Source organism: Rhodoferax sp., from assembly GCF_034519335.1.
In the GTDB taxonomy this organism is placed as follows: domain Bacteria; phylum Pseudomonadota; class Gammaproteobacteria; order Burkholderiales; family Burkholderiaceae_C; genus Allorhodoferax.
Genome location: NZ_JAXHOL010000025.1, coordinates 60,438 through 83,975, shown reverse-complemented (window position 1 = coordinate 83,975; position 23,538 = coordinate 60,438). Strand labels below are relative to the sequence as shown.

The following is a 23,538-nucleotide window of genomic DNA, read 5'->3' as shown; positions in this document are numbered from 1 at the left end:
TGAAAACCCATTGATGGGCACTTAAAGTCCCAACAGTTCCTTGGCCTTCGCAAACGAAGCGACCGGCTCCAGCACATCGAAGTGCACCACCTGCATGCCGGCTTTCATGCCGCCGTCGGCATTGCGCTTCTGGTCGTCCACGAAAACACATTCGCTGGCTGGTAAGCCCAACTGTTCTGTCACGGCCATATAGGCACGAGCGTCGGGTTTCAGGATGCCGGTGTAGGTCGCGTCCACGATCAGCTCGAAGTCTTCCAGGAGCGAAAGTCGACTGCGAAAATCCGCGCCGTAGAACAGATCCAACTCATTGGAGAGAATGGCCAAACGTTTACCCGCTGCCTTCGCCATGTGGATGGTTTCAATGGCTTCTGGCCGAATTACGGCTTCCACGTCGGCGCCGCGCGCGCGCTGCACAAAGGTCTCCATCGAGTCCCAGTCTTCACCGACGAGTCGGCCGACCTCGCGGGTGCGCGTCATCCAATAGTCACGCTCGCTGAGCTTGTCTGCTTGCATGTCCTGCCAAAGTGGGTCGGTCGATGGATCGAACGGACCTCTCCAAGTAAGCGTGCCAGGCGTAAGCCCCAGAGCTCTCTCTGTGAGGTCGTGCGTTTCAAAGAGCATGCGACTGATCACACCGCCGAAATCGAGCACCAAGGCACTTGCAAAAGTTTGGGTCATGTTGTCTGTCCTTGCCATCGACGTTCGATGGCCATTTGTTGCGGGGTGCCAGAGAATTCCGTTAGGAAACGGTCCACTTCGGCAATTAACTCTTGGCCCAGTGGTGTATCTGCCGCACCCACCACGTAGGGTGACTCGTCGTCGTTCAGGCCATTGGGCACAAGCTCTAGACGCGCTGACCAAGGGCTTTCCGGGGCACTTGCGGCCCAATGGAAGATGGGGCGCTCCACAAAGAAGGCGTCTACTCTGGCGTCGGCCAGAGCGTCGTAAATGCGGGTGGGATCGGGATAGGCAATTAGACTGCCCAGATTCACAACAGAACCAGGCAGATCGTGGTTGGCCTGCCAGCGCACACCTGCGGCTTGCAATGCATCAAATGCACCTGGGTCATAGCCGCACCCTAGCACTTTGCCTTCCAGACTAAGAAGGCCTGTTATGCGATGGTCGTTACGTCGCCGAGCCAGCACCATAGGGTGCTGTGTATATGGCTGGCTGAAAATCAGACCCGTGAAATCGGCTACCGGCGGCAATGCCGACCAGATCAAATCCACTGGTGCCTCACGGAAGCTTCGTCCAAAGTACGGTAAACCAAGACATTGGTCCCAGGCGGCCTCGACGAACTCGATCTGCACTCCCAAGTGTCGGGCAAAGGCCTGTGCGTATTCGATGTCCAGGCCCTGCAAAGCAGCACCTGGATTCAAGCGGAAAGACAAGCCTACAAAGCCGGGCTCTACCGCTATGCGCAAGCGACCTCGCGTCCGAATGTTCTGGACGGCGTCGCCGCTTTCACTCAACAAGAGGTGTCGCTGGCTCAATACCCGATGCAGCTTCAAAACAGGTGTGTCAGGTGTCCTTAGAACAACACGTATATCTTTTTCCAGTTCTTCGACCTGAGACAGTCGGGTTTCCACTGTCTCAAGGCGTTGGCTCAAAACAGGCAAGGTCTCGGCGACTACGCGGTTGTGTTGTGATGCCTGATCCAGATCGACAGCGATGGTGTCGAAGTTTCCGCGCAACTCCATCAAGGCTTGATTGATGGTTCCGGCGAGAGCATTGAGCTCCTGTGCTGTGCTGTCGCTCAAACCGTCCAGGCGCTGCTGCAGCGAGCTGAAGTTAAGTCCCGCGCGGGCTAGCACGGATGCGTCCAATGCGCGCTGGGCCAACATGCGCACCTCGGATGCGACAACGGCGAAACCGCGCCCCTGCTCCCCCGCGCGCGCGGCCTCGATGGCGGCATTTAGTGCGACGATATTGATCTGACGTGCCACCTGCTCGATGGAGTCGATCACATCCAGTGTGGAGCCCCGCACGCGTGTCAGTTCCGCTTCCCCTGAGGCCAGGCCATCGCGCAGCCTGCTAGCGGATGCTGAGGTATCGGCCAGCAAGCGCTCTTCGATGCGCGCCGCGACCTCACGACTGCGGTCAATTCGCCCCCATGTATTCACCAGCATTTGTTCGAGCTGCGTGGCTCGCGACGCACCCTCCTTCACGCCTAGTTTCAAGCTTCCCAGGCCCCGACCGGCAGCCAGGCGCAACTGCCCGCTGACGTCGAACACGCGCAGCAGCAAATGCCTGAGAGGCGCGGTGGCTGGAGCATGGGCTGCAAGGTCGGTGGGTGCCATGTTGACCTTGCGACTCTTGAACCTGTTGAAAAAGGAATTGAACATGTCTTGGCGTTTCACCTAATGCTTATACGCAGACGGTGCGATCAACCCTTCGGCCACCCATTCATCGAATACCTTGAGTGCGGCCTGCACAAAGGCTTCATCGTTGATGTGCGCGTCCACCAACCGAAGCGTCGTCTGCGGAGAGACCACATGGGTCATCTCGTTCAAAAATGTGCTCAAACCCTCAGGGTCATGCAGGGGTTCGCCCGGGCGGTCCCATTGCTCCACGCCGCCCGTGGGCAGCAGCAGGCAGGTCGGACCGGTGGCTTCTGCCAGGCGGTCGGCAATGGCGCGGGCCACGCTGCGCCGCATGTCATGGTCCACGCAGACAGAAGCGATCAGGCGGTTGTGATCATGAACGGCACGGCCCGCGAAGCGCTCGGGACAGCGCGTCCAGGCAGCAAAGTCCACCATGTCTGTCGCACCCGGCGCTACGATCTGCGGCAGGCCGGCTCGTCCCGCGCCCAGCAGGCGCTCGCTGCCCGCGCTGACGCAGCTGCCGGCTAAATCGTTGACTAGCTCCTGCAAGCTGAAGTCCATCACCGCAGCAAAGTAGCCGCGCCGCGCCAGGTCCTCAAAGGCCCGGCCACCCATGCCTGTTGTGTGGAACACCGCCAGCTCGTAGCCACGCGCTTCCAGTGCGGGCTTAAGCTTCTTCATGTAAGAAAGTGCACTGCTTCCCAGCGAGGTCATCCCTACCACAGGACGTGGGTCGGCCGCGGGCGGAAGTGCCTTGCAGGCACCGACGACTGCGCCTGCGGCCTGACTCAGTGCAGCCTTGCACAGGCGGTTCAGGCCATAGAGGCCACCTGCCCATAGCCGCATGATTAGATCGGGTGGAATGCGATCCGGCGGGATCAATGGCGAGTAGGCAATGGTCGAGAGCAGCACCTTTGGGCAACCCAGCGGCAGCGCGTTGGCTACGTCCAGCGCCAGATCGGTGCCCATGGTGCCACCCAAGGCCAGCAGGCCATCGAAGCGGCCTTCGACATACCACTGCATCGCGATCAGCGATGCGCCAGTGGCCATGAGCTTCATCGAGGTGTTCTCATCGCCAGTATCCATGACCTGCTGCAGCGTCACACCGGCCGCAGCCGCGACTTCGCTGTTCAGGATGTCGGGCGTAAAGCCGCCTTTGCCGAGAACTCCCACATCCATCACCATGGCGGTGCCACCCAGGTGTTCGACCGATTCGCGCAGGTAGGCCATTTCGTCGCTCTTGGTGTCGACGGTGCCGATTAGAAGGATCACCGGCGCACGGTCCGCGTGGTTGGGGTTCACAGCGTCGCGTCCACGGCGGCGAAGGACGCTTCGAGTATGTCGCACAGGTGGTCAATCTCGGACTGCGAAATCACCAGTGGTGGCGATAGGATGAGGTTGGGCCCGGAGATGCGCACCATCAGACCGCGCTGGTAGGCCTCCTTGGCCACGCGCGCAGGGATATCGCTGCTGCGAGGCATGGTCGTGCGCAAGACCTTGTCCGCCACCATTTCGATGCCCAGCATCAGGCCGACCCCGCGCACGTTGCCGACAAAGCTACAGGTTTGCTCCAGCTTGCGCAGGCGCGCCTGCATCACGGCACCTACGCGGCCGGCGTTGCCCGGCACGTCAAGCCGCTCAATCTCGTCCAGTGTTGCCAGCGCGGCAGCGGCACCTACCGGGTGGGCGCTGTAGGTATAGCCGTGGCCAACGGCGGCCTGGCCGGTTTTGTCGTCGTTGAACACCTGGGCCACCTTAGCTGAAATGGCGGTGGCACCCAGTGGCACGTAGCCCGAGCTGATGCCCTTGGCCAGGCACCACATGTCGGCGTTCACGCCCCACAGTCGGGTACCGAACAGATGGCCGGCGCGACCGAAGCCGGTGACCACCTCATCGGCGATCAGCAGCACGCCATGTTTGTCGCAGATCTTGCGCACCAGCGGCCAGTAGTTCGGCGGCGGCACGATCACGCCACCCGCACCTTGCACCGGCTCGGCGATGAAGGCGGCCACGGTGTCGGGCCCCTGGAACACGATCTCGCGCTCCAGCAGTTCTGCGCAGATCTCGCCCAGCTGGAGCGGGTCTTCCGTATAGGGGTTGCGGTAGAGCCAGGGGGTGTCGATGTGAAAGCAGCCGGGCAACAGAGGCTCGTAGGCACGGCGAAAATTGGTGTTGCCATTGACGCTCATGCCACCGAAGTGCACGCCGTGATAGCCCTGGCGCAGGCTGATGAACTTGAATCGGTCCTTTTCTCCGCGCAGCTTGTGGTACTGCCGTGCGAGCTTGAGGGCGGTTTCCACCGCGTCCGAACCGCCGCTGGAGAACATGACACTGGCCACGCCGTCGGGCTCCATCAGCTTCACCAGTTTGGCCGAGAGTTCGATGGCGCGCGGGTGCGTGGTACCACGAAATGTGTTGTAGAAAGGCAGCTCGTCGAGCTGGGCTACGATGGCATCACGTACGGCTTTGGCGCTGTGCCCCAGGTTGCTGGCCCACAGGCCACCCACACCATCGAGCATCTTGTGACCATCTACGTCCCAGATCCAGCAGCCTTCGCCGCGTGCCACGATGTCGGGCTTGTTCTTCTTCATCGCCCCAGGATGCGCCATGGGATGCCACAGGAATTCGGCGTTGTTCTGTTTGAGTAGTTGCTGTTCCATGTCAGTACCCCTTAAAGTTGAATCCAAGCAGTCTTTAGTTCCAGAAATTTGTCTAGGGCATGCAAGGATTTGTCATGAGCATTGCCAGATTGCCTCACGCCGCCTAGCGGTACGGTGAGGTCAGAGCCGCCATAAGTGTTTACATGCACCACACCAGCCTTGATTGCCCTCACCATCCGGTGCGCGCGCGAAAGATTGGAAGTCCACACGCCCGAGGCCAGTCCGTAGGCGGTTCCATTGGCCAACTTCACTGCATGGGACTCGTCGTCAAACGGCATGACTGCCAGCACAGGTCCAAACACTTCCTGTTGTGCCACTTCCATCTCTGCCTGCACGCCCGCGAGCACCGCTGGGCGCATGTAACTGCCACCCGGCACAGGCTCAATCACATTGCCGCCGCAGCGCAGCTGTGCTCCCTGTTGCTGCGCGGTGGCCAGCATGCGCTGGTTGCGCTCCAGCTGACGGGCGTTACTGACTGCGCCTACTTCGGTGGTGACATCAAGCGGATCACCCACGCGAAGCGCCTTAGCGATGTTTTGCAGTTGTTCCACGAACGCGTCATGGACACTGCGCTGCACGAGCAGTCTTGAACCGGCCACACAAACTTGGCCGCTATTGCGGAAGATGGCCATGGCAGACTTCTTGGCCGCCGTTGCAAGATCGGGCGCATCCTCAAACACGATATTGGGCGACTTGCCACCGAGCTCCAAATAGACCCGTTTGAGGTTGCTCTGGGCCGAGGCGCGCATCAACTGACGCCCGACCGGGCCAGAGCCTGTGAAAGTTATTAGGTCCACATCCATGTGGTGTGCCAGCGCATCGCCTGTGATCTGGCCGGCACCGGTGACCACATTCAATACACCTTCGGGCAAACCTGCGTCCAGGCACAACTGGGCCAGTCGCAACAGAGACAAAGAGGCTTCTTCCGACGGCTTGAGAACAACACTGTTGCCTGCCGCCAGGGCAGGCGCGATCTTCCACGAGCCGATCATCAAAGGAAAGTTCCAGGGCACGATGGCCGCGACCACCCCGACGGGCTCCTTGTGCACGAGGCCGAGCACGCCATCAGGTGTGGGGGCAATCTCACCGTTGATCTTGTCCACGCACTCCGCGTAGTAGCGGAAGGTGGCCGCTGCACTACCAGGTTCGGCATTCCAAGCCATGGCAATTTCGGTGCCGTTGTCGCGCACACCGAGCACCGCCAGTTCGGCATGATGGGCTTCGATGCGGTCAGCAATACGGTTCAACACCTTCTTGCGTTCAGAAGGTGCCATGCGCGACCAGACCCCGCTTTCAAAACTACGGCGAGCGGCCCGCACCGCCAAGTCCACATCGGCGGGCGCTGCGGCCGCCAGGTGACACAGGCTGCGACCATCAATGGGCGAGGAAACCGGCAAACGCCCCCCGTCGCTGGCAGGCTGCCACTGACCACCAATCAGCAATAGCCCATCCCCAATTGGCTGTTCTCGCAGAGCGTCTATCTGTTCCTGTTTCATGGGTTCCGTTCCTTAGGTACAAGTCTCAAAGGTCTTTGAGCTTGTAGGTCGGTATGGTGAACCCAGAGTCGCTGGGCTAGTTATCGAGTTTGCGCAGTGCTGCCCTAGGGTTTTCCCTCGTGCTTGCATCGATGCTTTTTTTTGAGCCGGAGCAAGTCCCTTGAAGTCGATTGAGCGCTAGGGAAAACCATAGTCCCACTTTGCGCTATCTTGATATCGCTTCAAGTTTCGACTGGATGAAGATGCGCTGGTGGATCCGGCTGCCTGCGGACTCCAATGCCATTAACTATGTAAAGAATTGAGGTCAGCAATGGAAATTCACGTACGCGGCTACGAAGCCGGCGACCCTCGGATCAAAGCCCCGGCAGGATTCGGCATCGACCGAGCTGTTGATCTACCCGTTGAGATGGATGTGCTCGTGGTAGGAACCGGTCCAGCGGCAGTCGTCGTCGTGGCGCAGCTCTCCCGATTTCCCTCGATCAATGCGCGCGTTATCGAGCGACGCCCCGGTCGTCTTGAGGTTGGTCAGGCAGATGGGATTCAGGCACGCTCGGTGGAGACTTTTCAGGCGTTCGGATTCGCCACCGAGATCGTCGACGAAGCGTATCGCAACGTCGAGATGTGCTTCTGGAAACCCGATCCTTTAGACCCGACCCGGATCGTCCGCGCTTCTCGTGCGCCTGATGACGCTACTGGGATGAGCGAGTTCCCGCATATCTACGTCAACCAGTCCCGCGTTCTCGACTACTTCCTTCGCGACGCGCAGCGTGCCCCTGGCCAGATCGTTCCGGACTACGGAATCGAGTTCGTTGACTGCGCTATAGACCCGAATTCAGACTACCCTGTGACAGCCCGAATCCGGTACGTTGCTGGTCCGCGCGCCGGAGAGGAGCGCGTTGTTCGCGCCAAGTACCTAGTGGGGGGGGACGGTGCACGCAGCAAAGTTAGAGCCTCTCTCGGTCATCGACTCCATGGCGAGGCTTCGATGCATGCATGGGGGGTAATGGACATCCTTGTCAATACTGACTTTCCGGACATCCAGGTGAAGTGCTCCATCCAATCGCACGACAAAGGGAACATCCTTCTCATCCCGCGAGAAGGCGGGTATTTGGTGCGCGTCTACGTCGATCTGGGTGAAGTACCAGAGTCGGACGATGGCAAGGTCAGGGCTACACCGATAGAGGACATCATTGCTACGGCGAACCGGATTATCCACCCCTACACACTGGATGTTCGTGCCGTAACGTGGTGGTCGGTGTACGAGGTGGCGCATCGCATCACCGATGGGTTCGACGACGTTCCGGCAGAGCAAGCCGGGCTGCGCACACCGCACGCCTTCATCATGGGTGATGCCTGCCACACCCATTCGGCCAAGGCTGGCCAAGGCATGAACGTGTCCATGCAGGATGGTTTTAATCTGGCTTGGAAGCTGGCTGCGGTCATTGAAGGGCGAGCGCCTCGTTCACTGCTGTCTACATACGCTGCCGAACGCAAAGTGGTTGCACAAGATCTGATCAACTTCGACAAGAAATGGTCGCAGATGATGGCTGCTCCCATGGATCCGAAGGATGACCGGGGTCAGTTGGAGCACTTCTATCTATCTACACTCGAATTTCCGGCCGGTTTCATGACCCTCTATACACCGTCGATGATCACCCTGGGCACAGAGCATCAAGCGCTTGCAGTGGGATTTCTCGTAGGCAAGCGCTTCAAGTCCGCTGAAGTGATCCGTAGATCGGATAACCGGTGGCACCACCTGGGCCACTTTCATGAGGCGGATGGTCGCTGGAGAGTCTATGTGTTCGCTGACGAGGCTTTGCCCGCCTTATCTGGTACGCCTTGTTCCGATTTCGCTCAGTGGTGGTCGAGTGACCCAAATTCACCCCAAGTAAGCTATACGCCGATAGGCGGCGACCAGAATGCCGTATTCGACATCAAGGTAATTTATCAGCAGGACTACACCCAGATTGAGCTTGCGAATGTCCCTAAAGCATTCAAGCCGGTGAAGGTGCCATTCGGCCTAATCGACATCAACCAGGTGTTTGCCGCTGGGCATGGGCGCGACATCTTCCGCGACCGGCAGATTAGTCCCGCGGGAGCCATCGTGGTGGTGCGCCCGGATCAGTATGTGGCCGCGGTTCTACCGCTAGACGCCCGTGAAGCTCTTGCGGCGTTCTTCGACGGCCACATGCTGACCCCGCCGCCCCAGCCCGATGCGTCGCGCGCGAGCAGCCAACGAGCCGATGTGATGTCGATCGCCGAGCGAACAGCGCTTTGATCTGGAGGCGTTGCCAACTGTTCTGTTGACCCGGCAGCCATCGGCTCCGGGTCACGTCAGGCTCAGATAGGTCTTGCAGACCTTCAGCGCTGTATCAATGTAGCGGCGGCTGCGCTGCGCCGCGTTGTCCTCGCCCAACCGGGGAGCTATCCATCCCACATAGGTTACAGCACGCAGTGCGAGGAACAGGTCGAGTGACGCCGTATCAAGGGTTTTGACGCCCAGGTAGCCCTGCAGTAGGGCGCTTTTGAGTGCTGGGTAGTTAGGTGTGTCGAGGAACTTGAGCAAGGTGGTGGCGATGTCAAACTGCCTGTAGCCCCAACCTCCGTCGTCGAAGTCCAGTATGCCCAAGCCGTGCTCGCTGACCAGTACGTTTTCTCGAACAAGATCCGCATGGATCAGACCGTAATCGAGAGAGTCATTCATGCGATGCAGGTCGTGCGCCGCGTGAGCTTTGAACTCCTCCAATAAAGCTTTCTCCTTGACAGACAGTCCCGGGTGTTCCCAGAAGCACCCCCAGAGAGGCGTCTGCCCCACCAGTCCGTCAGCATCCCATGCAACGCGCGCAAAATTGTTGGGTTTGGCCCATCCATCGGAGGCCACATGGACCTGCGCCATGAGCCGCCCGAGACGCTCGAACAGATCTGGTATGTCAGACTTTGGACTACTTGTCAGTAACGTTCCCAAAGTCTGGCCGGGCATCCAGGTAAGCAAGTCCACTTGGTGGCCGTCGACTAGCTCCAGCAGGTGACCCGCCTTTGACGCAATAGGTCTGGGCACCGAGATGTTCGCCCGGTCCAGTGCCGACATCCACATGAGTTCGGATTCGATTTCTATGCGCTGGCGATAACCGGGGCGCTTGAGCCGCAGGGCATAGTCGCCAGAGGTATCGGAGACCCGGTAAACTTGATTTTCACGACCTGCAACAAACTGCAGGCGTGCATGCCCGAGGCCCCACCGGGTGGCTGCGGCTATAGCGAGATTCATCATGCCTGCGGTGTCAGTGCGGACAAGACATCATCCAGCGTCTGCACCAGCAGGCCCAAGTGTTCTTCTGAAAAGGTCATTGGCGGACGAATCTTCAGAGTGTTCTTATGCCGCCCAAGCTTGGACAGCAGAACGCCCCGTTCGCGCATCGCCTCCACGACCTGATCTGCGAAGCCTGAAGCGGGCTCCAGCGTGTTCTTGTCCTTGAGAAACTCGATGCCGAAGACCATGCCGCTCTGGCGAACATCACCAATAACGCCATACTTCTTAGACAGCCCAGTCATAGCTTCCATGGCAAGAGATCCGATCTTTGCGGCATTCGCCTTCAGGTTCCGGTGCTCTATCTCTTCCAGCACGGCCATGGCGGCAGCGCAGGCCACGGGATTGCCTCCGAAAGTGTTGAAATAGCGGTAGGAGCCACGAAATCGCTCCATCACCTCGGGCCGCGTGACTAGGCCTGCGACCGGATAGCCGTTGCCCATTGGTTTGCCCATCGTCACCACATCGGGTGTCACACCCTGCTTCTGGTGCGCCCAAAAATGGCTACCGCTTCGGGCAAACCCCGACTGGACTTCGTCGCAGATGAGGAGTCCACCTGCTTCACGAACTACTTTTTCGGTCGGCCGCAACCAGCCAGAGGGCTGGCTTGGAAAGCCTTCATTGAGGAACAGTGGGCACACGATTAGCGCTGCGAACCCGATGCCCGAGTGCTCCAGCGCGTCAATCTGTTCCTGCACCTTGGCTGCGAAGCGAAACCCCTGGGGGTCGTCGATGCGCAAACTGTCGGGTGCCTCGACATGGCGCACGTACTGGTCGAGCCCGTAGCCGTAGGTTGGCGTGTTGGCGGTGGAGAGTTGGCTGACCAGGCTGGTATTGCCATGGTAGGTGGCATCGGTGGCGATCACTCCGCGCTTGCCGGTCATGGCCTCGGCCATGCGCAGCGCAATGTCGTTTGCTTCGGAGCCGGTGCAGGTTAACAGGGCGTTAGAAAGCCCATCGCCAAACGTGGCGGTCAGCTTCTCTGCGTAGTTCACAAGGTTCTCGTGCAGGTAGCGGCTGTGCACATTGAGCTGGCGGGTTTGCGCGCAGATTGCCTCCACCACCCGGGGGTTACAGTGCCCGACGTGCGGCACGTTGTTGTAGCAGTCAAGGTAGCGTCGGCCGTCTGCATCCCACAGCCACACATCCTCGCCTTTGACGATGTGGACTGGTCGCTGGTAGAAGGTGGACACATTCGGTCCGAGGAGGGCACGCCTTCTGTCCATCAATTCGGGGGTATTCATTTCAAGTTCTCATCACATCAGTAGTCTATAAATAAGTTCTGGCGCCTTGGGGCGCCAGAACTTTCTCGCAAGTGCAGCGGTTCAGACAATCGTCAGGAGATCACGTCCTGAATCAGTCCTTTGTTTTCCCTGTGGCGGCCGATGGCAAAGAGATATCCCAGTACCAGAACGCCGAAGGGCAGCAGCGCCATGAACCAGCCCAGACCATTCATAGCCCAAGACGTGGTCGTCGGGTCCATGCCTTCAGCGACCGCTCCCGTCAACAATCCAAACCGGGCCAGCAGGAGATAGAGACCGACTGACAAACCAATCGTGGCCAGCACCGGCGCAATCAGCGATTGAAATAGGTTGGAGTCACCCGGCACACGTCGGAACCATGCAATTACCGCCAAGCAGACCAGGATCTCGATCAGCAGGATGGAGACCACCGCCAGGCCAGAGAACCAGAAGAACATGTTGAGAATAGGGTCCAGGCCGGCCACGGCAAAGAGGGCGATCACGGCGGCGGTGATCACGGAGACAATAATTGAGCCAACCGACGGTGCACCACGTGCATTGACATTGGCCAGCGCTGCGGGCAAGGTGCCGCCGCGACCCAAGGCAAACAGGTAGCGTGCGGCTGAGTTTTGGAAGGCCAACATGGCCGCGAACAGGCTGGATAGCACCAGACCCTTCATCATCGTCGCAAGCCAACCACCCACATACTGGCCAGCCAGTGTGAACAGCACGTTGGCAGGGTTGACCAGTGGTGTTCCGTCAACCGACGACAGCTCAGCTACATGGTCCATCAACTTGCCTGCGCCAAGTCCAGTAACGACAGCAAACGATGTAAAAGCGAACAGTATGGTGATCAGTACCACTGCGACATACGTTGCCAGCGGCACCGTGCGTTTGGGGTCGATCGATTCTTCGCCATAGATGGCCGTGGCCTCGAAGCCCACGAAGGAAGCGAACGCGAACGCCAAGGCGATACCGGCGGAGCCAGCCAGACCTCCCGCAAGAATGTTGGCCGGGCTGAAGGAGGCCGCGAAATTCAATCCCTCAGGACCACCTTGCAGGAAGATCGCAGCCGCAGTTACCACGAGGCTCAGGAGCTCAAGTCCCATCAAGAGGCCCAGCACATGCGCACCCACGTCGACGCTGCGTAGCGACAGCCATGTAACGGCAGCCCACGCGACCAAAGACCACCCCCACCAGGGCAAAACGCCAACCTGCTCGGCCATCAACCCGCCGAAGAAACCGAAGATCGACAGGTGGATGGCCAGATAGGCGAGCAGGGACACGAAGGCCGATCCCACGCCAAAGTGCAACCCCATCCCGCGGCCGATGTACGCGAAGAACGCGCCGGAGTTGGTGACCTGGTGGCTCATGGCAGCATAGCCCACGCTGAACAGCAGCAGGATCAGACCCGCCAGCAAGTAGGCACCAGGCGCAGCTGCACCATTCCCCAGCAGGATGGCTGCAGGCAGTGCACCGGTCATCCCCACCAGCGGTGAGGCGGCGGCAACCACAAAGAAAACGATGCCGACGACGCCGAGGCGGCCAGAGCGCAAGGACTGCTCGGCGACCGGGTAGGACCCGGACGACGATGGGGATGATGAATCGGTTTTCATGGGCTTGTCCTGAATGGGTTAAAGAATTTCCTCGTGATTTACGTGTGGGACGCCTACCCTCGACTGGTGCTCCCGACTCTGATTAATATTAAGGAAACCCTCTAAATTGCCGTATCAAACTTGCGCAAACTTGGGTCGGGGTTTTCCCGGCGATTGGTGAATCTGCTACGCTGGACGCTATGAACGAGCCCGCAGGCAAAGCTGATGAAGCCGACGCACCAAGTTGGGCGCGCTCGGTTTTGACCTTCGACATAGACGCGCATGCGGCATCGCAAGGCGACTGGAGATTGCATTACGAGCAACTCTCCAGTGGGGACTTTCGTGGCGAGCTACTCATGCTGCAACTCAGCGGCGTCAGTCTCACCAGTGAAAAAACCAATCTTGCGTTGCGCCAACGAGGCCGCCTGGGAGAAGATGTATACGGTTTCGCAATGTCGGTCGACCCCAGCGGTGATGTGTACTTTGATGGTCGCAAGGTGCATCCCGATGCCATCCTCTGCGGTAGCGGTCGCGAGATCGATTTTGTGACGCCGCCGAAACATCACCTTATTGGGCTGACCGTCGATAGAAGTCTGCTCGATTCGCTTTGGGATCGCATGTACCAGAAACCACTGGCCACTTGGTTGGAACGTCAGGTCGATCTGCGACCAACGTCTGAGAACGCAATAGCACTACGTGCAAAACACCTGCAGGACCTGAAGCAGGCCTTGGCCCTGGCTCAGCACTTCACCGATGCTGCAGACCTGAACCAGCTGCGCGACGACATCTTGATCGAGTGGATCGAGGCGATTCCGCCCAACGTAGATGTGTCCGACATGGATTCTCTGGCCCGGCGTAAACGTTTGGTAGATAAAGCCTGCGATCTTATGTTGGTCAATAGAGATTTGCCGCCGTCGATTTTGGATATTTGCAGCCAGGTGGGGGCCAGTCGGCGCAAGCTCAACTACTGTTTTCAGGACGTGCTGGGAATTTCGCCCACCCAATACTTACGCGCATTACGGCTCAACGGTGTGCGTCGAAGCCTGCGACAAGCGGAGCCAGATGAGACTGTGCAGGATATTGCCACCCGCTGGGGATTCTGGCATCAGGGGCAATTCTCGCTGGACTACAAGAAACACTTCTTCCAATTGCCGTCGGAAACCCTGAACCGGGCAAGGAGGAGGCTTTACGGGGCAAACCCGAAAGGCGCGAGTGTCTGAACAATGTTGGATGCAAGAGTCGATTGCAATGGCCAAGAAAAAAGCCTCTAGCACGCATCCAATATGCGCGAGCAGCTACAAAATATATAGCGCATGCTGGCGCGAGTCTGTTCGGATGTGTCCGGATCACATCTTGATCTTCCCGGCCCAGATGTCCCGGTACATGCACCAGTCCCCCATAAAGCTATAGAGCGGACGCTTGAAGCTGGCAGGTTTGTTTTTCTCAAAGCCAAAGTGGCCGACCCAGGCAAAGCCGTAGCCGCACAGCAGGCCGTACAGCAGGTACTGCGGCTTGCCGGTGGCCAGCAGCATGGCCAGGCAGACCAGGGTTAGCGTAGAGCCCACAAAGTGCAGGCGGCGGCAGGTGGTATTGCTATGTTCGCCCAGGTAGAAGGGGTAGAACTCCGCAAAGCTCTGGAAGCTGCGCGGGTCCACGGCGGTGGGGCTAGAGGGTGTGGTGGCGTCCATGGTCGCGTTCCTTGTATTCGGTGCGCCATGGTCGCGCCAAGGGTGGGCGCTTGGCAAGCGCACTTGCCCTAGGTGCTGGCCAAAAACTGTCGCATGGCGGACAAGGTTTGCTCCGGGGCTTCGGTCATCTGGTGGTGGCCCACGGGCACCATGTGCAGCTCGGTGCGGGCTGTGCGTTGGCGGGCGGCGGCAAGCAGCAGTTGTGCGGCTTTGGGCGTGGTCATTTGGTCTTGTTCGCCCAGCACAAACAGCACGGGGCAACTCACTTGCGCCATGGCCTCTTCGCCATGGGCGTAGTTGTTGCAGGCCGAGAATCCGCGGTGGAACACATTGACCGCCGTGTTGCTGGCCAGCACGCGCCGCCCCAGCGCCATGCTGCTGCCAAACACCCAGGTGCCTGGGCCCAGTGCGGAGGGCGGCGCGGCCAGGGTGCTGCGCGAGAACACGTTCACCATGGTTAGCGCCTTCATAGGGTCGTTCAGCGATGTTTCCAGCAGCGCGGGCGACACCTTCATGGGGTAGGCCGTGCCCACCAGTACCAAGTGGGTGGCGCGTTCCTTCAGGCGCGAGGCGGCTTCCAACGCAATCAGCGATCCCCAGCTGTGGCCCACCAGCGCGGCGTTTTGCACACCGGCCGCGTCCAGCAGCGCGACGATGAAACTGGCGGCGTCTTCCACGGACGCGGGCGCCTCGCCACCACTGCGGCAGTGGCCGGGCAGGTCCACGGCCAGCACGTTGTAGCCGTGGTGGGCCAGGTAGCGGCTTTGCAGAATCCAGACGCTGTGGTCGTTGAGCACGCCGTGGATGAAGACGACGGTAGGTTTGGCGGCATCAAAAGGTTTGCCACCCGTGTAGCAGTAGGCGGTGGCGGCGTTGACAGTGAGTTCCATGGTCAGGCTCCCGCTTTCTCGGCCGCCTTCAGCGCACGCTTCAGGTCGTCTATCAAATCGTCCGGGTCTTCCAAGCCTATGGACAGGCGGATGGTGCCTTGGGTGATGCCACCGGCGGCCAGCGCCTCGTCGCTCATGCGGAAGTGGGTGGTGCTGGCGGGGTGGATGACGAGGCTGCGGCAGTCACCCACATTGGCCAGGTGGCTGAAGACCTTGAGCGTTTCAATGAACTTCTTGCCTTGCTCGCGGTTGCCCTTCAGGTCAAAACTGAACACCGAGCCTGCGCCTTTGGGAAGCAGCTTTTGCGCCAGCGCGTGGCTGGGGTGGCTCTCCAGCAGCGGGTGGCCCACGCGGCCCACAAAGGGCTGGCTGGCCAAAAATTCCACCACCTTTTCGGTGTTGCTGATGTGGCGCGCCATGCGCAGGCCCAGGGTTTCGATGCCTTGCAAAATCAGCCAGGCGCTGTGCGGGCTCATGCAGGCGCCAAAGTCGCGCAGGCCTTCGCGCCGGGCACGCAGCAGGAAGGCACCCACAGTGCTTTCCTCGCTGAAGTTCATGTTGTGAAAGCCCGCGTAGGGCGCGGCCAGTTCCTCGAACTTGCCACTCGCTGCAAAGGCACGGGCCCAGTCAAAGCTGCCGCCGTCCACCACCACGCCGCCAATCACGGTGCCGTGGCCGCTGAGGAACTTGGTGGCCGAGTGGTAGACCAGATCGGCGCCTTGCGTGAACGGCTGCACCAGCCAGGGCGAGGTGAGGGTGGAGTCCACCAGCAGGGGCACGCCGGCCTCGTGCGCGATTTGCGCAATGGTGGGCGTGTCCAGCACATCCAGGCCGGGGTTGCCCACCGTTTCGCCAAAAAACAGGCGGGTGTTGGGCCGCACGGCAGCGCGCCAGGCATCCACATCGCCAGGTTTCACAAACGTGGTGTCAATGCCGAAGCGCGATAGCGTGTAGTGCAGCAGGTTGTGCGAGCCACCATACAATGCCGTGCTGGACGACACGATGTGCCCGCCCGCGCCCATGAGGGTGGCAACGGCCAGGTGCAGCGCGGCCTGGCCGCTGGCCGTGGCGATGGCACCTATGCCGCCTTCCAGCGCCGCAATCCGTTGCTCCAGCACGGCGTTGGTGGGGTTGCTGATGCGGCTGTAGACATGGCCGGCACGCTCCAGGTTGAACAGCGACTGTGCGTGTTCGCTGGACTCGAAGACAAACGAGGTGGTGAGGTGGATGGGCACCGCGCGGGCGCCGGTGCTGGGGTCGGGCGCGGCTCCTGCGTGCAGGGCCAGGGTGTCAAAGCCGGGGTCAGCGTAGCCAGGCATAGAGTTCTCCGGTGAAAGTCACTTGGTAATCGGGATGAAACTCGGGCATTGTGGGCTATATTTGATGCTCAGTTTCAACTTCAGTGTCACGAGGAAGTCCCCATGAAAGTCAGCGATATCCTGCGCGTTAAAGGCGGTACGCTTTTCACCACCACCCCGGAAGACACCCTGGCCGATGCCGCCCAGCTGATGGCCGAGAAGGACATTGGCTCGCTGGTGGTCATCTCCCACGGCCTGGTGGTGGGCATGCTGACCTTCCGCGAGGTGATTCAGGCGGTGGTCAAAAACGGCGGCTCTTTTGGCACCACCAGCGTGTACCGCGCCATGGACCCCGGCCCGCTGACCTGCACCATGGAAACCGAGATGGATGAAGTGCGCCGCATGATGCTGGACCGCCACGCGCGCTACATGCCGGTGATCGACAACCGCATGCTCATGGGTGTGGTCAGCTTCTACGACGTGGCCAAGGCCGTGGTGGACAGCCAGAACTTCGAGAACAAGATGCTCAAGGCCTACATCCGCGACTGGCCCGAAGGCGAGGCAGAAAAGCCCGAGGCTGAAAACACCTAAGAGCTCGCCGCCGGGCCGCCCCAAGGCGAGCTAGCCCCCTCGGGGGGCAGCGACCCGCGTAGCGGTGGAGCGTGGGGGCAATACTTTAGTTTTCGCTTGCGTGGATCATGTCCCGCACGCGCGGGTAAATTTGCTGGTTCCACTTGCGTCCGCTGAACACACCATAGTGCCCCACACCGGTTTGCACATGGTGTGTTTTTTTATAGGGGCGCAGGCTGCTGCACAGGTCTTGCGCGGCCACCGTCTGGCCCACTGCACAAATGTCGTCGCGCTCGCCTTCCACCGTCATCAGCGCCGTGCGGCGAATGGCCGCCGGGTTGACGATGCGGTCTTTGTAGCTCAGCTTGCCTAGCGGCAGGTCGTAGGTCTGGAAGACTTTTTCTACCGTCTCCAGGTAGAACTCGGCCGGCAGGTCGTTCACCGCCAGGTACTCGTCGTAGAACACGCGGATGATGTTGGCCTTCTCCAGGTCGCCGTTCACCAGGTGCTGGTACAGGTCTTTGAAGGACTGCTTGTGGCGGTCCAGGTTCATGCTCAAAAACGCGCTGAGCTGCACAAAGCCCGGGTAGACGCGGCGCATATAGCCGGCGTGCGGCAGCGGCACATGGCTGATCAGGTTCTTCTCGAACCACTCAATGGGCTTGCTCATGGCCAGCTTGTTCACCTCGGTGGGGTTCACGCGGCAGTCCACCGGGCCCGCCATCAGCGTCAGGCTGCGCGGCTGGGCCGGGTCGTCGTCTTCGGCCATGAGGGCCGTGGCCGCCAGTGCCGCCACGCAGGGCTGGCACACCGCAATCACATGGGTGCCGGGCCCAATGGTCTGGGTGAAACGGATCATGTGGTCGATGTAGTCGTCCAACCCAAACGGACCATGGCGCAGCGACACATCGCGGGCGTTGTGCCAATCGGTGATGTAAACGTCGTGGTGCTGCAGCAGGGTGCGGGCGGTTTCGCGCAGCAGTGTGGCAAAGTGGCCCGACAGGGGCGCCACCAGCAGCACCTTGGGTTGGGGCTCTGCCGTGGCCTCCTGCTTTTGAAAGTGCAGCAGGGTGCCAAAGGGCATGGTCAGCACAGCCACTTCGGCCACCGGAATATCGCGTTCCCCGACCCGCGCGCTGTCAATGCCATAGGCTGGGCGGGTGTGGGTAAGGCGCAGCCGGGACAACACTTCCATGCCCGCGGCCATCTTGCGCAGCATGCTGCCTTCGGTCTGGTTCATCCACAGCGAGGCGCCCAGGCTTTGCGCCATCATGCGCATGGGGGAGGTGAAGTTGGACTGGGTTTGGTAGGCCTGGTACAGCATGGTGGTCCTGTGGTCAAAGCGGCTTGTGGCCGGGTGGGCAGGCTGCAGGCAAGTTATGGGCCAAGGTGTTGGCACAAGCCTTGCGACACGGCGGGCCTTACATTCCCGCAGCAGGAGCATTCCATGGCCAAGGCAGTACTGACTATCAGCAGCAAAAACTATGGTGCCTGGGCTTTGCGGGGCTGGCTGATGGCCAAGCTGGCAGGCCTGGAGTTCACCGAAGAGGTCATTTCCCTGGATGACCCGGCCATGAAAGCCGAGATGCTGCTGCTCTCTTCCAGCATGTTGGTGCCCTCGCTGCAGCACAACACGGTCAAGGTGTGGGACACCTTGGCGATTGCCGAATACCTCAATGAAATCAAGCCCAAGGCGGGGCTGCTGCCGGCGGACGTGAAGGCACGTGCCCACTGCCGCGCGATTTGCGGTGAGATGCATTCGGGCTTCGGCTCCTTGCGCGGCGCGCTGCCAATGAACATCAAGGCCCACTTTCCCCAGTTCAAGGTCTGGTCCCGCGCTCAGGCGGACATTGACCGGGTGCTTGAAATCTGGACCGAATGTCTGAGCACCTACGGCGGCCCCTATTTGTTTGGCAAAACGCCTACCGTGGCGGACGCCATGTACGCCCCCGTGGTGACACGTTTTCAGACCTATGACGTTCCGCTGGACAAGGTCTGCACAGACTATTCCAAGCGCATTCTGGAGCTGCCCGCCATGAAGGAATGGATGGCCGCTGCCAAGACCGAGCCCGAAGAAATCGACGAACTCGATGCGGAGTTTTAGGCCCCCACGCTCCGCCGCTGCGCGGGTCGCTGATCGGGCCCAGCCAGAGGCTAGGGCTCTTCAGGCTGTCCAGAGCCACGCAGGTGGCTCTGGAGCCGCAGCCTTCAGCCCCAAGGGGGCGCGTTTTAAGCCCAAGGCGTGGGCGCTGGCACCGCGCACACCGGGTCTACGTCAATCGACTTGAAGTCTGCGGGAGAGACGATTTCCAGGTACTCCATGTCGGGGGAATAGTCGAACAGGAAGTGGCGGATGCCGGGGCGCTGGTGCACTACATCACCGGCCTGCACCAGGGTCTCTTGGTCTTCGTACATGAACTTGGCCCAGCCCTTGGTCATGATGACGATTTGGAAATCTGCCTCATGGCGGTGCCATCCCGTGCCTGTTTCTGGTGCCATGTTCGCCTTCACAAGGTGCGCAATCACCTTGCCGTGCGTGGCTTCGGCCACGCCGAGGTCCCGGTACAAGAAGAAATCACGCAGTCCGCCGGACACAAATTGCGTGTCCTCAGGCTTGACGTGGGAAAACTTGGTGGTGGTGCGATCTAGCATGGCTCACTCCTGGTTCAAACGGGCTGAAAACACTGAAATGGTGCACTGCAGCACAATGCATAAAGTGTTCCAGTCCATGGCCATGCAGGCCAGCAAGGCGGTGCGGTCTGGGATAATCGCCCACTATGAGCGGCAACACCTTCGGACACACCTTCACCGTCACCAACTTTGGTGAATCCCACGGCCCGGCCATTGGCTGCATCATCGACGGCTGCCCCCCAGGCATGGAACTGACTGAGGCGGACATCCAGATCGACCTGGACCGCCGCCGCCCCGGCACCAGCCGCCACGTGACCCAGCGCAACGAACCCGATGCGGTGCAGATCCTCAGCGGTGTGTACCAGGGCAAGACCACCGGCACCCCGATTGCGCTGCTGATCCAGAACACCGACCAGCGCAGCAAGGATTACGGCAACATCCTGGAGAGCTTCCGCCCCGGCCACGCCGACTACAGCTACTTCCAGAAATACGGCATCCGCGACCCGCGCGGCGGTGGCCGCTCCAGCGCCCGCCTGACCGCGCCCATGGTGGCGGCCGGTGCCGTGGCCAAGAAGTGGCTCAAGGAAAAGTTTGGCACCGAATTTCGCGGCTGCATGACCCAGGTGGGCGACCTGCCCATTGCGTTTGAGAGCTGGGCGCATGTGCCCCACAACCCCTTCTTCGCCCCCGTGGCCGATGTGCAGGCGCTGGAAGACTACATGGACGCGCTGCGCAAGGCTGGCGACAGCTGTGGTGCCAAGGTGCGCGTCACCGCTACCAATGTGCCCGTGGGCCTGGGCGAGCCGCTGTTTGACAAGATGGACGCCGACATTGCCTACGCGATGATGGGCATCAACGCGGTCAAGGGCGTGGAGATTGGCGCCGGCTTTGCCAGCGTGGCCCAGCGCGGCACCACACATGGCGATAGCCTCACCCCCAACGGCTTTGCCAGCAACAACGCTGGTGGCGTGTTGGGCGGCATCACCACCGGGCAAGACCTGGAGGTGAGCATTGCCATCAAGCCCACCAGCTCCATCATCACGCCGCGTGACTCGATCGACTCGCAGGGGAACCCCACGCAGGTGATCACCAAGGGCCGGCACGACCCCTGTGTGGGCATACGTGCCACCCCCATTGCCGAAGCCATGCTGGCCCTGGTGGTGATGGACCACGCGCTGCGCCACCGCGCCCAGTGCGGGGATGTGGTGCCCGCGCTCACGCCCATCGCAGGCAGCGTTTGAGCACGGTGGCCGCGTCTCCGGCGCAGCCTGGCAAGCGCCACCAGATCATGCCGTTCGCCGCGCTGACGGCGGCCTACTGCGCCCACGCGGGCTTCTTCAATCCTTTTCTTCCGCTGTGGCTCAAAGACCTGGGCCTGAGCCTGGTGGTCATCAGTGTGCTGACCTCGGTGCAGGCTGCCACGCGCATGTTTGCACCGTATGCCTGGGGCACGCTGAGCGACCGCACCGGTGAGCGGGCCAAGCTCTTGCGCTGGGGTGCACTCACGGCGCTGGTCGCCTCGGCCGGGCTGTGGTTCAACGGCGGTGTGTGGTGGCTGGCCGTGGTGCTGCTGGTGATGTTCACCCAGACCAGCGGCATGATGCCCATGACCGAGGCGGCCGTGGCCCATGTGGTGAGCCAGGGCGGGGTGTTTGACACCAAGCTCTATGGCCGCGTGCGGCTATGGGGCTCGTTCGGTTTCATGCTGGCCGTGCTGGGCGCCGGGGCCTGGTTTGAGCATGTGGGCATGGGCAGCTTTCCGCTCATCGTGAGCGTGAGCCTGGTGGTGCTGGTGGTGTTTGCCTACCGCATGCCCGATGTGAAAGAGGCGCACCACGCCACAGTGGGTGCGGTCTCCCTGCCCATGGGTCCGGTGCTGGCGCAACCGGCGGTGCGCTGGCTGTTTGCCTCGGTGTTTTTCCATGTGCTCTCGCACATGGGCATCTACACCTTCTTCTCGCTCTACATGGACTCGCTGGGCTACAGCAAAACCATGATTGGCCTGCTCTGGGCGGTGTCGGTCACCGTAGAAATTGGCTGGTTCTTTACCCAAAGCCGCTGGATGCCCCGTGTGAGCCTGACCGGTTGGCTGGTGCTGTGCGCCGTGGTGATGGTGTTCCGCATGGGGGTGACCGCCTCGCTGGCTTCGGTGTTGTGGGTGCTGGTGCTGGCGCAGGCCCTGCATGCGCTCACCTTTGCAGCGCACCACAGCGCCTGCATTGCGCTGGTGTCGCACCACTTTCCGGGCAGCCTGCGCGGGCGGGGCCAGGCGCTCTACATCATCATGGGCTATGGCATTCCGGGCGTGTTGGGTGGTTTGCTGGGCGGCCAGCTCAGCCAGCACTGGGGGCTAGGCAGTGTGTTCTGGGGCACATCTGCCATGGCCGTGTTGGCCACGGCCTGTGCCTACAAAGTCTGGCGATTGCGCCATCCTGCGGCGCTGCCAGCCGCGTAACCGTTTTTCTACAAGGACGTCCTCATGAAAACAGCGCTCATCCTCAATGGCCCCAACCTCAACCTGCTGGGCACCCGCGAGCCCCAGGTCTACGGCTCGCAAACGCTGGCCGATGTGGAAGCGCTGTGCGAACGCGCCTGCCAGGCCAACGGCTTCACACTGGACTTCCGCCAAAGCAACCACGAAGGCACGCTGGTGGACTGGCTGCACGAGGCTGGCCGCTTGCATGCGCAGGGCAAGCTGGCTGGCGTGATCCTGAACGCTGGCGCCTACACCCACACCAGTGTGGCCCTGCACGACGCCATCAAGGGCACGGGCATCACACTGATCGAACTGCACATCAGCAACGTGCACGCCCGCGAGGCTTTCCGCCACCATTCCTACATCTCGCCCGCGGCCAAAGCCGTGATGGCGGGGTTTGGGGTGAACGGGTATGCGCTGGCGGTGGCGGGGCTGGCGGGGATGCAGTAGGGCGATTTACGAGCCTTTTAGGCCTCTAGCCCGCGTGGAATATGCGCAGGCAGCTATTGAATTAATAGTGGTTCACGCGCCTGGTACGCGGAACTCGCGGCGTTTCACGTCGCTGTCTGCACTGAAACCCCTAGCTTCTTAAACCCGCGCACCGTCGCCGCAGCCGTGCCGCTCGGCACCACCAGTGCCGCCAGTGTATTGACCGGGGCAATCACAAACGCTGACGCGGCCATGAGTTTTTCGCTGGAGGCCAGCACCACCGTCTCCGCCGCACGCGCGCTCAGTGCGCGCTTCACATCGGCTTCCTCGCCATCGCCCGTGCTCAGACCCGCGTCGGGGTGCACGCCAGTCACGCCCATGAAGAACAGGTCAGCGCGGTAGCGGGTGGCGGCGTCGATCACGGCGGCGCCTACGTTCACCATGGAGTGGCGGTACAGGCGCCCGCCCAGCATGATGACTTCGATGTGTGCGTGCTGCGCCAGCGCCACGGCCACCGTGGGGCTGTGGGTGACGACCGTGGCGCGCAGGTCGGGTGCCAGGTGACGCGCCACCTGCAGCGCGGTGGTGCCGCCGTCCAGCAGCACCAGCTGCCCGGGCTTGACCATGGCTGCGCCCGCGCGGCCCAGCGCCACTTTGTCGGCGGGCGACACCGTGCTGCGCGTGCCCAAGTCGGCCACCGCGGCCGAGGCGGGCAGGGCACCACCGTGCACGCGCTGCAGCTTGCCCTCTTGCGCCAGCTCGCGCAGGTCGCGGCGGATGGTGTCTTCCGAGGTGCCAAGCTCTTCGGCCAGTGCCTTGGCCAGCACCTGGCCCTGGGTGGCCAAGCGTTGCAGGATCAGCTGTTTGCGTTGGGTGGTGAGCATGAATGTGGGTGCACGTGTTTGCACGAAATTGCGTGATAGTGCATGATACTGC

Annotated in this window: 21 protein-coding genes; 7 read left to right on the top strand and 14 right to left on the bottom strand. The window is 61.0% G+C overall.

The annotated features are described in order from the left end of the window. Positions 1–21: 21 nt before the first annotated feature. The 5 genes from U5O12_RS11040 to U5O12_RS11020 all read right to left on the bottom strand — a co-directional run bounded on the left by U5O12_RS11040 (position 22) and on the right by U5O12_RS11020 (position 6,480). Positions 22–678, bottom strand: a complete 657-nt coding sequence (locus U5O12_RS11040) for an HAD-IA family hydrolase (protein ID WP_322578685.1) — start codon at positions 676–678, stop codon at positions 22–24. After that, entirely contained in the window at positions 675–2,246 is a 1,572-nt protein-coding gene (locus U5O12_RS11035) for a methyl-accepting chemotaxis protein (protein WP_322578684.1), read from the bottom strand. Before U5O12_RS11035 ends, U5O12_RS11040 begins: the two co-directional genes overlap by 4 nt. A 114-nt stretch (positions 2,247–2,360) precedes the next feature. Continuing rightward, positions 2,361–3,626, bottom strand: a complete 1,266-nt coding sequence (locus U5O12_RS11030; protein WP_322578683.1) for a Tm-1-like ATP-binding domain-containing protein — start codon at positions 3,624–3,626, stop codon at positions 2,361–2,363. After that, positions 3,623–4,984 (bottom strand): aminotransferase class III-fold pyridoxal phosphate-dependent enzyme, encoded by a 1,362-nt coding sequence (locus U5O12_RS11025; protein ID WP_322578682.1) that lies wholly within the window; start codon positions 4,982–4,984, stop codon positions 3,623–3,625. Before U5O12_RS11025 ends, U5O12_RS11030 begins: the two co-directional genes overlap by 4 nt. Positions 4,985–4,995: 11 nt before the next feature. Then, the gene (locus U5O12_RS11020) at positions 4,996–6,480 is read right to left on the bottom strand and encodes an aldehyde dehydrogenase (protein ID WP_322578681.1); all 1,485 of its coding nucleotides are present in this window, start codon (positions 6,478–6,480) and stop codon (positions 4,996–4,998) included. A gap of 310 nt (positions 6,481–6,790) precedes the next feature. Between U5O12_RS11020 and U5O12_RS11015 the strand changes: the two genes are divergently transcribed. Next, the gene (locus U5O12_RS11015; RefSeq protein WP_322578680.1) at positions 6,791–8,758 is read left to right on the top strand and encodes an FAD-dependent monooxygenase; all 1,968 of its coding nucleotides are present in this window, start codon (positions 6,791–6,793) and stop codon (positions 8,756–8,758) included. Positions 8,759–8,809: 51 nt separating this feature from the next. Here U5O12_RS11015 and U5O12_RS11010 read toward each other — a convergent pair whose 3' ends face one another. The 3 genes from U5O12_RS11010 to U5O12_RS11000 form a co-directional block, all read right to left on the bottom strand. Next, the gene (locus tag U5O12_RS11010) at positions 8,810–9,748 is read right to left on the bottom strand and encodes a phosphotransferase enzyme family protein (RefSeq protein ID WP_322578679.1); all 939 of its coding nucleotides are present in this window, start codon (positions 9,746–9,748) and stop codon (positions 8,810–8,812) included. Next, positions 9,745–11,028, bottom strand: coding sequence for an aspartate aminotransferase family protein (locus U5O12_RS11005; protein ID WP_322578678.1), 1,284 nt, complete (start codon positions 11,026–11,028; stop codon positions 9,745–9,747). The genes U5O12_RS11010 and U5O12_RS11005 overlap by 4 nt, the downstream gene beginning before the upstream one ends. A gap of 92 nt (positions 11,029–11,120) precedes the next feature. Beyond that, complete coding sequence (locus tag U5O12_RS11000) at positions 11,121–12,641, bottom strand: APC family permease (protein ID WP_322578677.1); 1,521 nt, start codon at positions 12,639–12,641, stop codon at positions 11,121–11,123. Between the two features lie 179 nt (positions 12,642–12,820). Here U5O12_RS11000 and U5O12_RS10995 point away from each other — a divergent pair, with 179 nt between their 5' ends. Beyond that, complete coding sequence (locus tag U5O12_RS10995; RefSeq protein WP_322578676.1) at positions 12,821–13,840, top strand: helix-turn-helix domain-containing protein; 1,020 nt, start codon at positions 12,821–12,823, stop codon at positions 13,838–13,840. Positions 13,841–13,966: 126 nt separating this feature from the next. Here the strand turns inward: U5O12_RS10995 and U5O12_RS10990 are convergent, their stop codons facing one another. The 3 genes from U5O12_RS10990 to U5O12_RS10980 all read right to left on the bottom strand — a co-directional run bounded on the left by U5O12_RS10990 (position 13,967) and on the right by U5O12_RS10980 (position 16,517). Continuing rightward, positions 13,967–14,308, bottom strand: a complete 342-nt coding sequence (locus U5O12_RS10990) for a DUF962 domain-containing protein (protein WP_322578675.1) — start codon at positions 14,306–14,308, stop codon at positions 13,967–13,969. Between the two features lie 68 nt (positions 14,309–14,376). Then, on the bottom strand, positions 14,377–15,198 hold the full coding sequence (locus U5O12_RS10985) for an alpha/beta hydrolase (protein ID WP_322578674.1): 822 nt from the start codon (positions 15,196–15,198) through the stop codon (positions 14,377–14,379). Between the two features lie 2 nt (positions 15,199–15,200). Then, the gene (locus U5O12_RS10980) at positions 15,201–16,517 is read right to left on the bottom strand and encodes an O-acetylhomoserine aminocarboxypropyltransferase (protein WP_322578673.1); all 1,317 of its coding nucleotides are present in this window, start codon (positions 16,515–16,517) and stop codon (positions 15,201–15,203) included. Positions 16,518–16,619: 102 nt separating this feature from the next. On the opposite strand from U5O12_RS10980, the gene U5O12_RS10975 reads away from it, so the two are divergent. Continuing rightward, a complete protein-coding gene (locus tag U5O12_RS10975) occupies positions 16,620–17,087 on the top strand; it encodes a CBS domain-containing protein (protein ID WP_322578672.1) in 468 nt (155 codons plus the stop codon). A gap of 85 nt (positions 17,088–17,172) precedes the next feature. On the opposite strand, the gene U5O12_RS10970 is transcribed toward U5O12_RS10975, so the two are convergent. After that, positions 17,173–18,390 carry a polyhydroxyalkanoate depolymerase gene (locus U5O12_RS10970; protein ID WP_322578671.1) on the bottom strand — a complete coding sequence of 406 codons (1,218 nt, stop codon included), beginning with the start codon at positions 18,388–18,390 and terminating at the stop codon, positions 17,173–17,175. A gap of 123 nt (positions 18,391–18,513) precedes the next feature. On the opposite strand from U5O12_RS10970, the gene U5O12_RS10965 reads away from it, so the two are divergent. Beyond that, positions 18,514–19,170 (top strand): glutathione S-transferase, encoded by a 657-nt coding sequence (locus U5O12_RS10965; protein ID WP_322578670.1) that lies wholly within the window; start codon positions 18,514–18,516, stop codon positions 19,168–19,170. 125 nt (positions 19,171–19,295) lie between these two features. Here U5O12_RS10965 and U5O12_RS10960 read toward each other — a convergent pair whose 3' ends face one another. Continuing rightward, a complete protein-coding gene (locus U5O12_RS10960) occupies positions 19,296–19,718 on the bottom strand; it encodes a cupin domain-containing protein (RefSeq protein ID WP_322578669.1) in 423 nt (140 codons plus the stop codon). Positions 19,719–19,843: 125 nt separating this feature from the next. On the opposite strand from U5O12_RS10960, the gene aroC reads away from it, so the two are divergent. From aroC to aroQ, 3 genes are read left to right on the top strand one after another with little or no spacing between them, the layout of a single operon-like run. Continuing rightward, positions 19,844–20,938 carry a chorismate synthase gene (gene aroC / locus U5O12_RS10955; protein WP_322578668.1) on the top strand — a complete coding sequence of 365 codons (1,095 nt, stop codon included), beginning with the start codon at positions 19,844–19,846 and terminating at the stop codon, positions 20,936–20,938. 5 nt (positions 20,939–20,943) lie between these two features. Further along, the gene (locus U5O12_RS10950) at positions 20,944–22,152 is read left to right on the top strand and encodes an MFS transporter (RefSeq protein ID WP_322578667.1); all 1,209 of its coding nucleotides are present in this window, start codon (positions 20,944–20,946) and stop codon (positions 22,150–22,152) included. Between the two features lie 24 nt (positions 22,153–22,176). Beyond that, positions 22,177–22,623 carry a type II 3-dehydroquinate dehydratase gene (aroQ, locus tag U5O12_RS10945; protein WP_322578666.1) on the top strand — a complete coding sequence of 149 codons (447 nt, stop codon included), beginning with the start codon at positions 22,177–22,179 and terminating at the stop codon, positions 22,621–22,623. Positions 22,624–22,727: 104 nt separating this feature from the next. On the opposite strand, the gene U5O12_RS10940 is transcribed toward aroQ, so the two are convergent. After that, entirely contained in the window at positions 22,728–23,486 is a 759-nt protein-coding gene (locus U5O12_RS10940; protein WP_322578665.1) for a DeoR/GlpR family DNA-binding transcription regulator, read from the bottom strand. Positions 23,487–23,538: the final 52 nt, after the last annotated feature.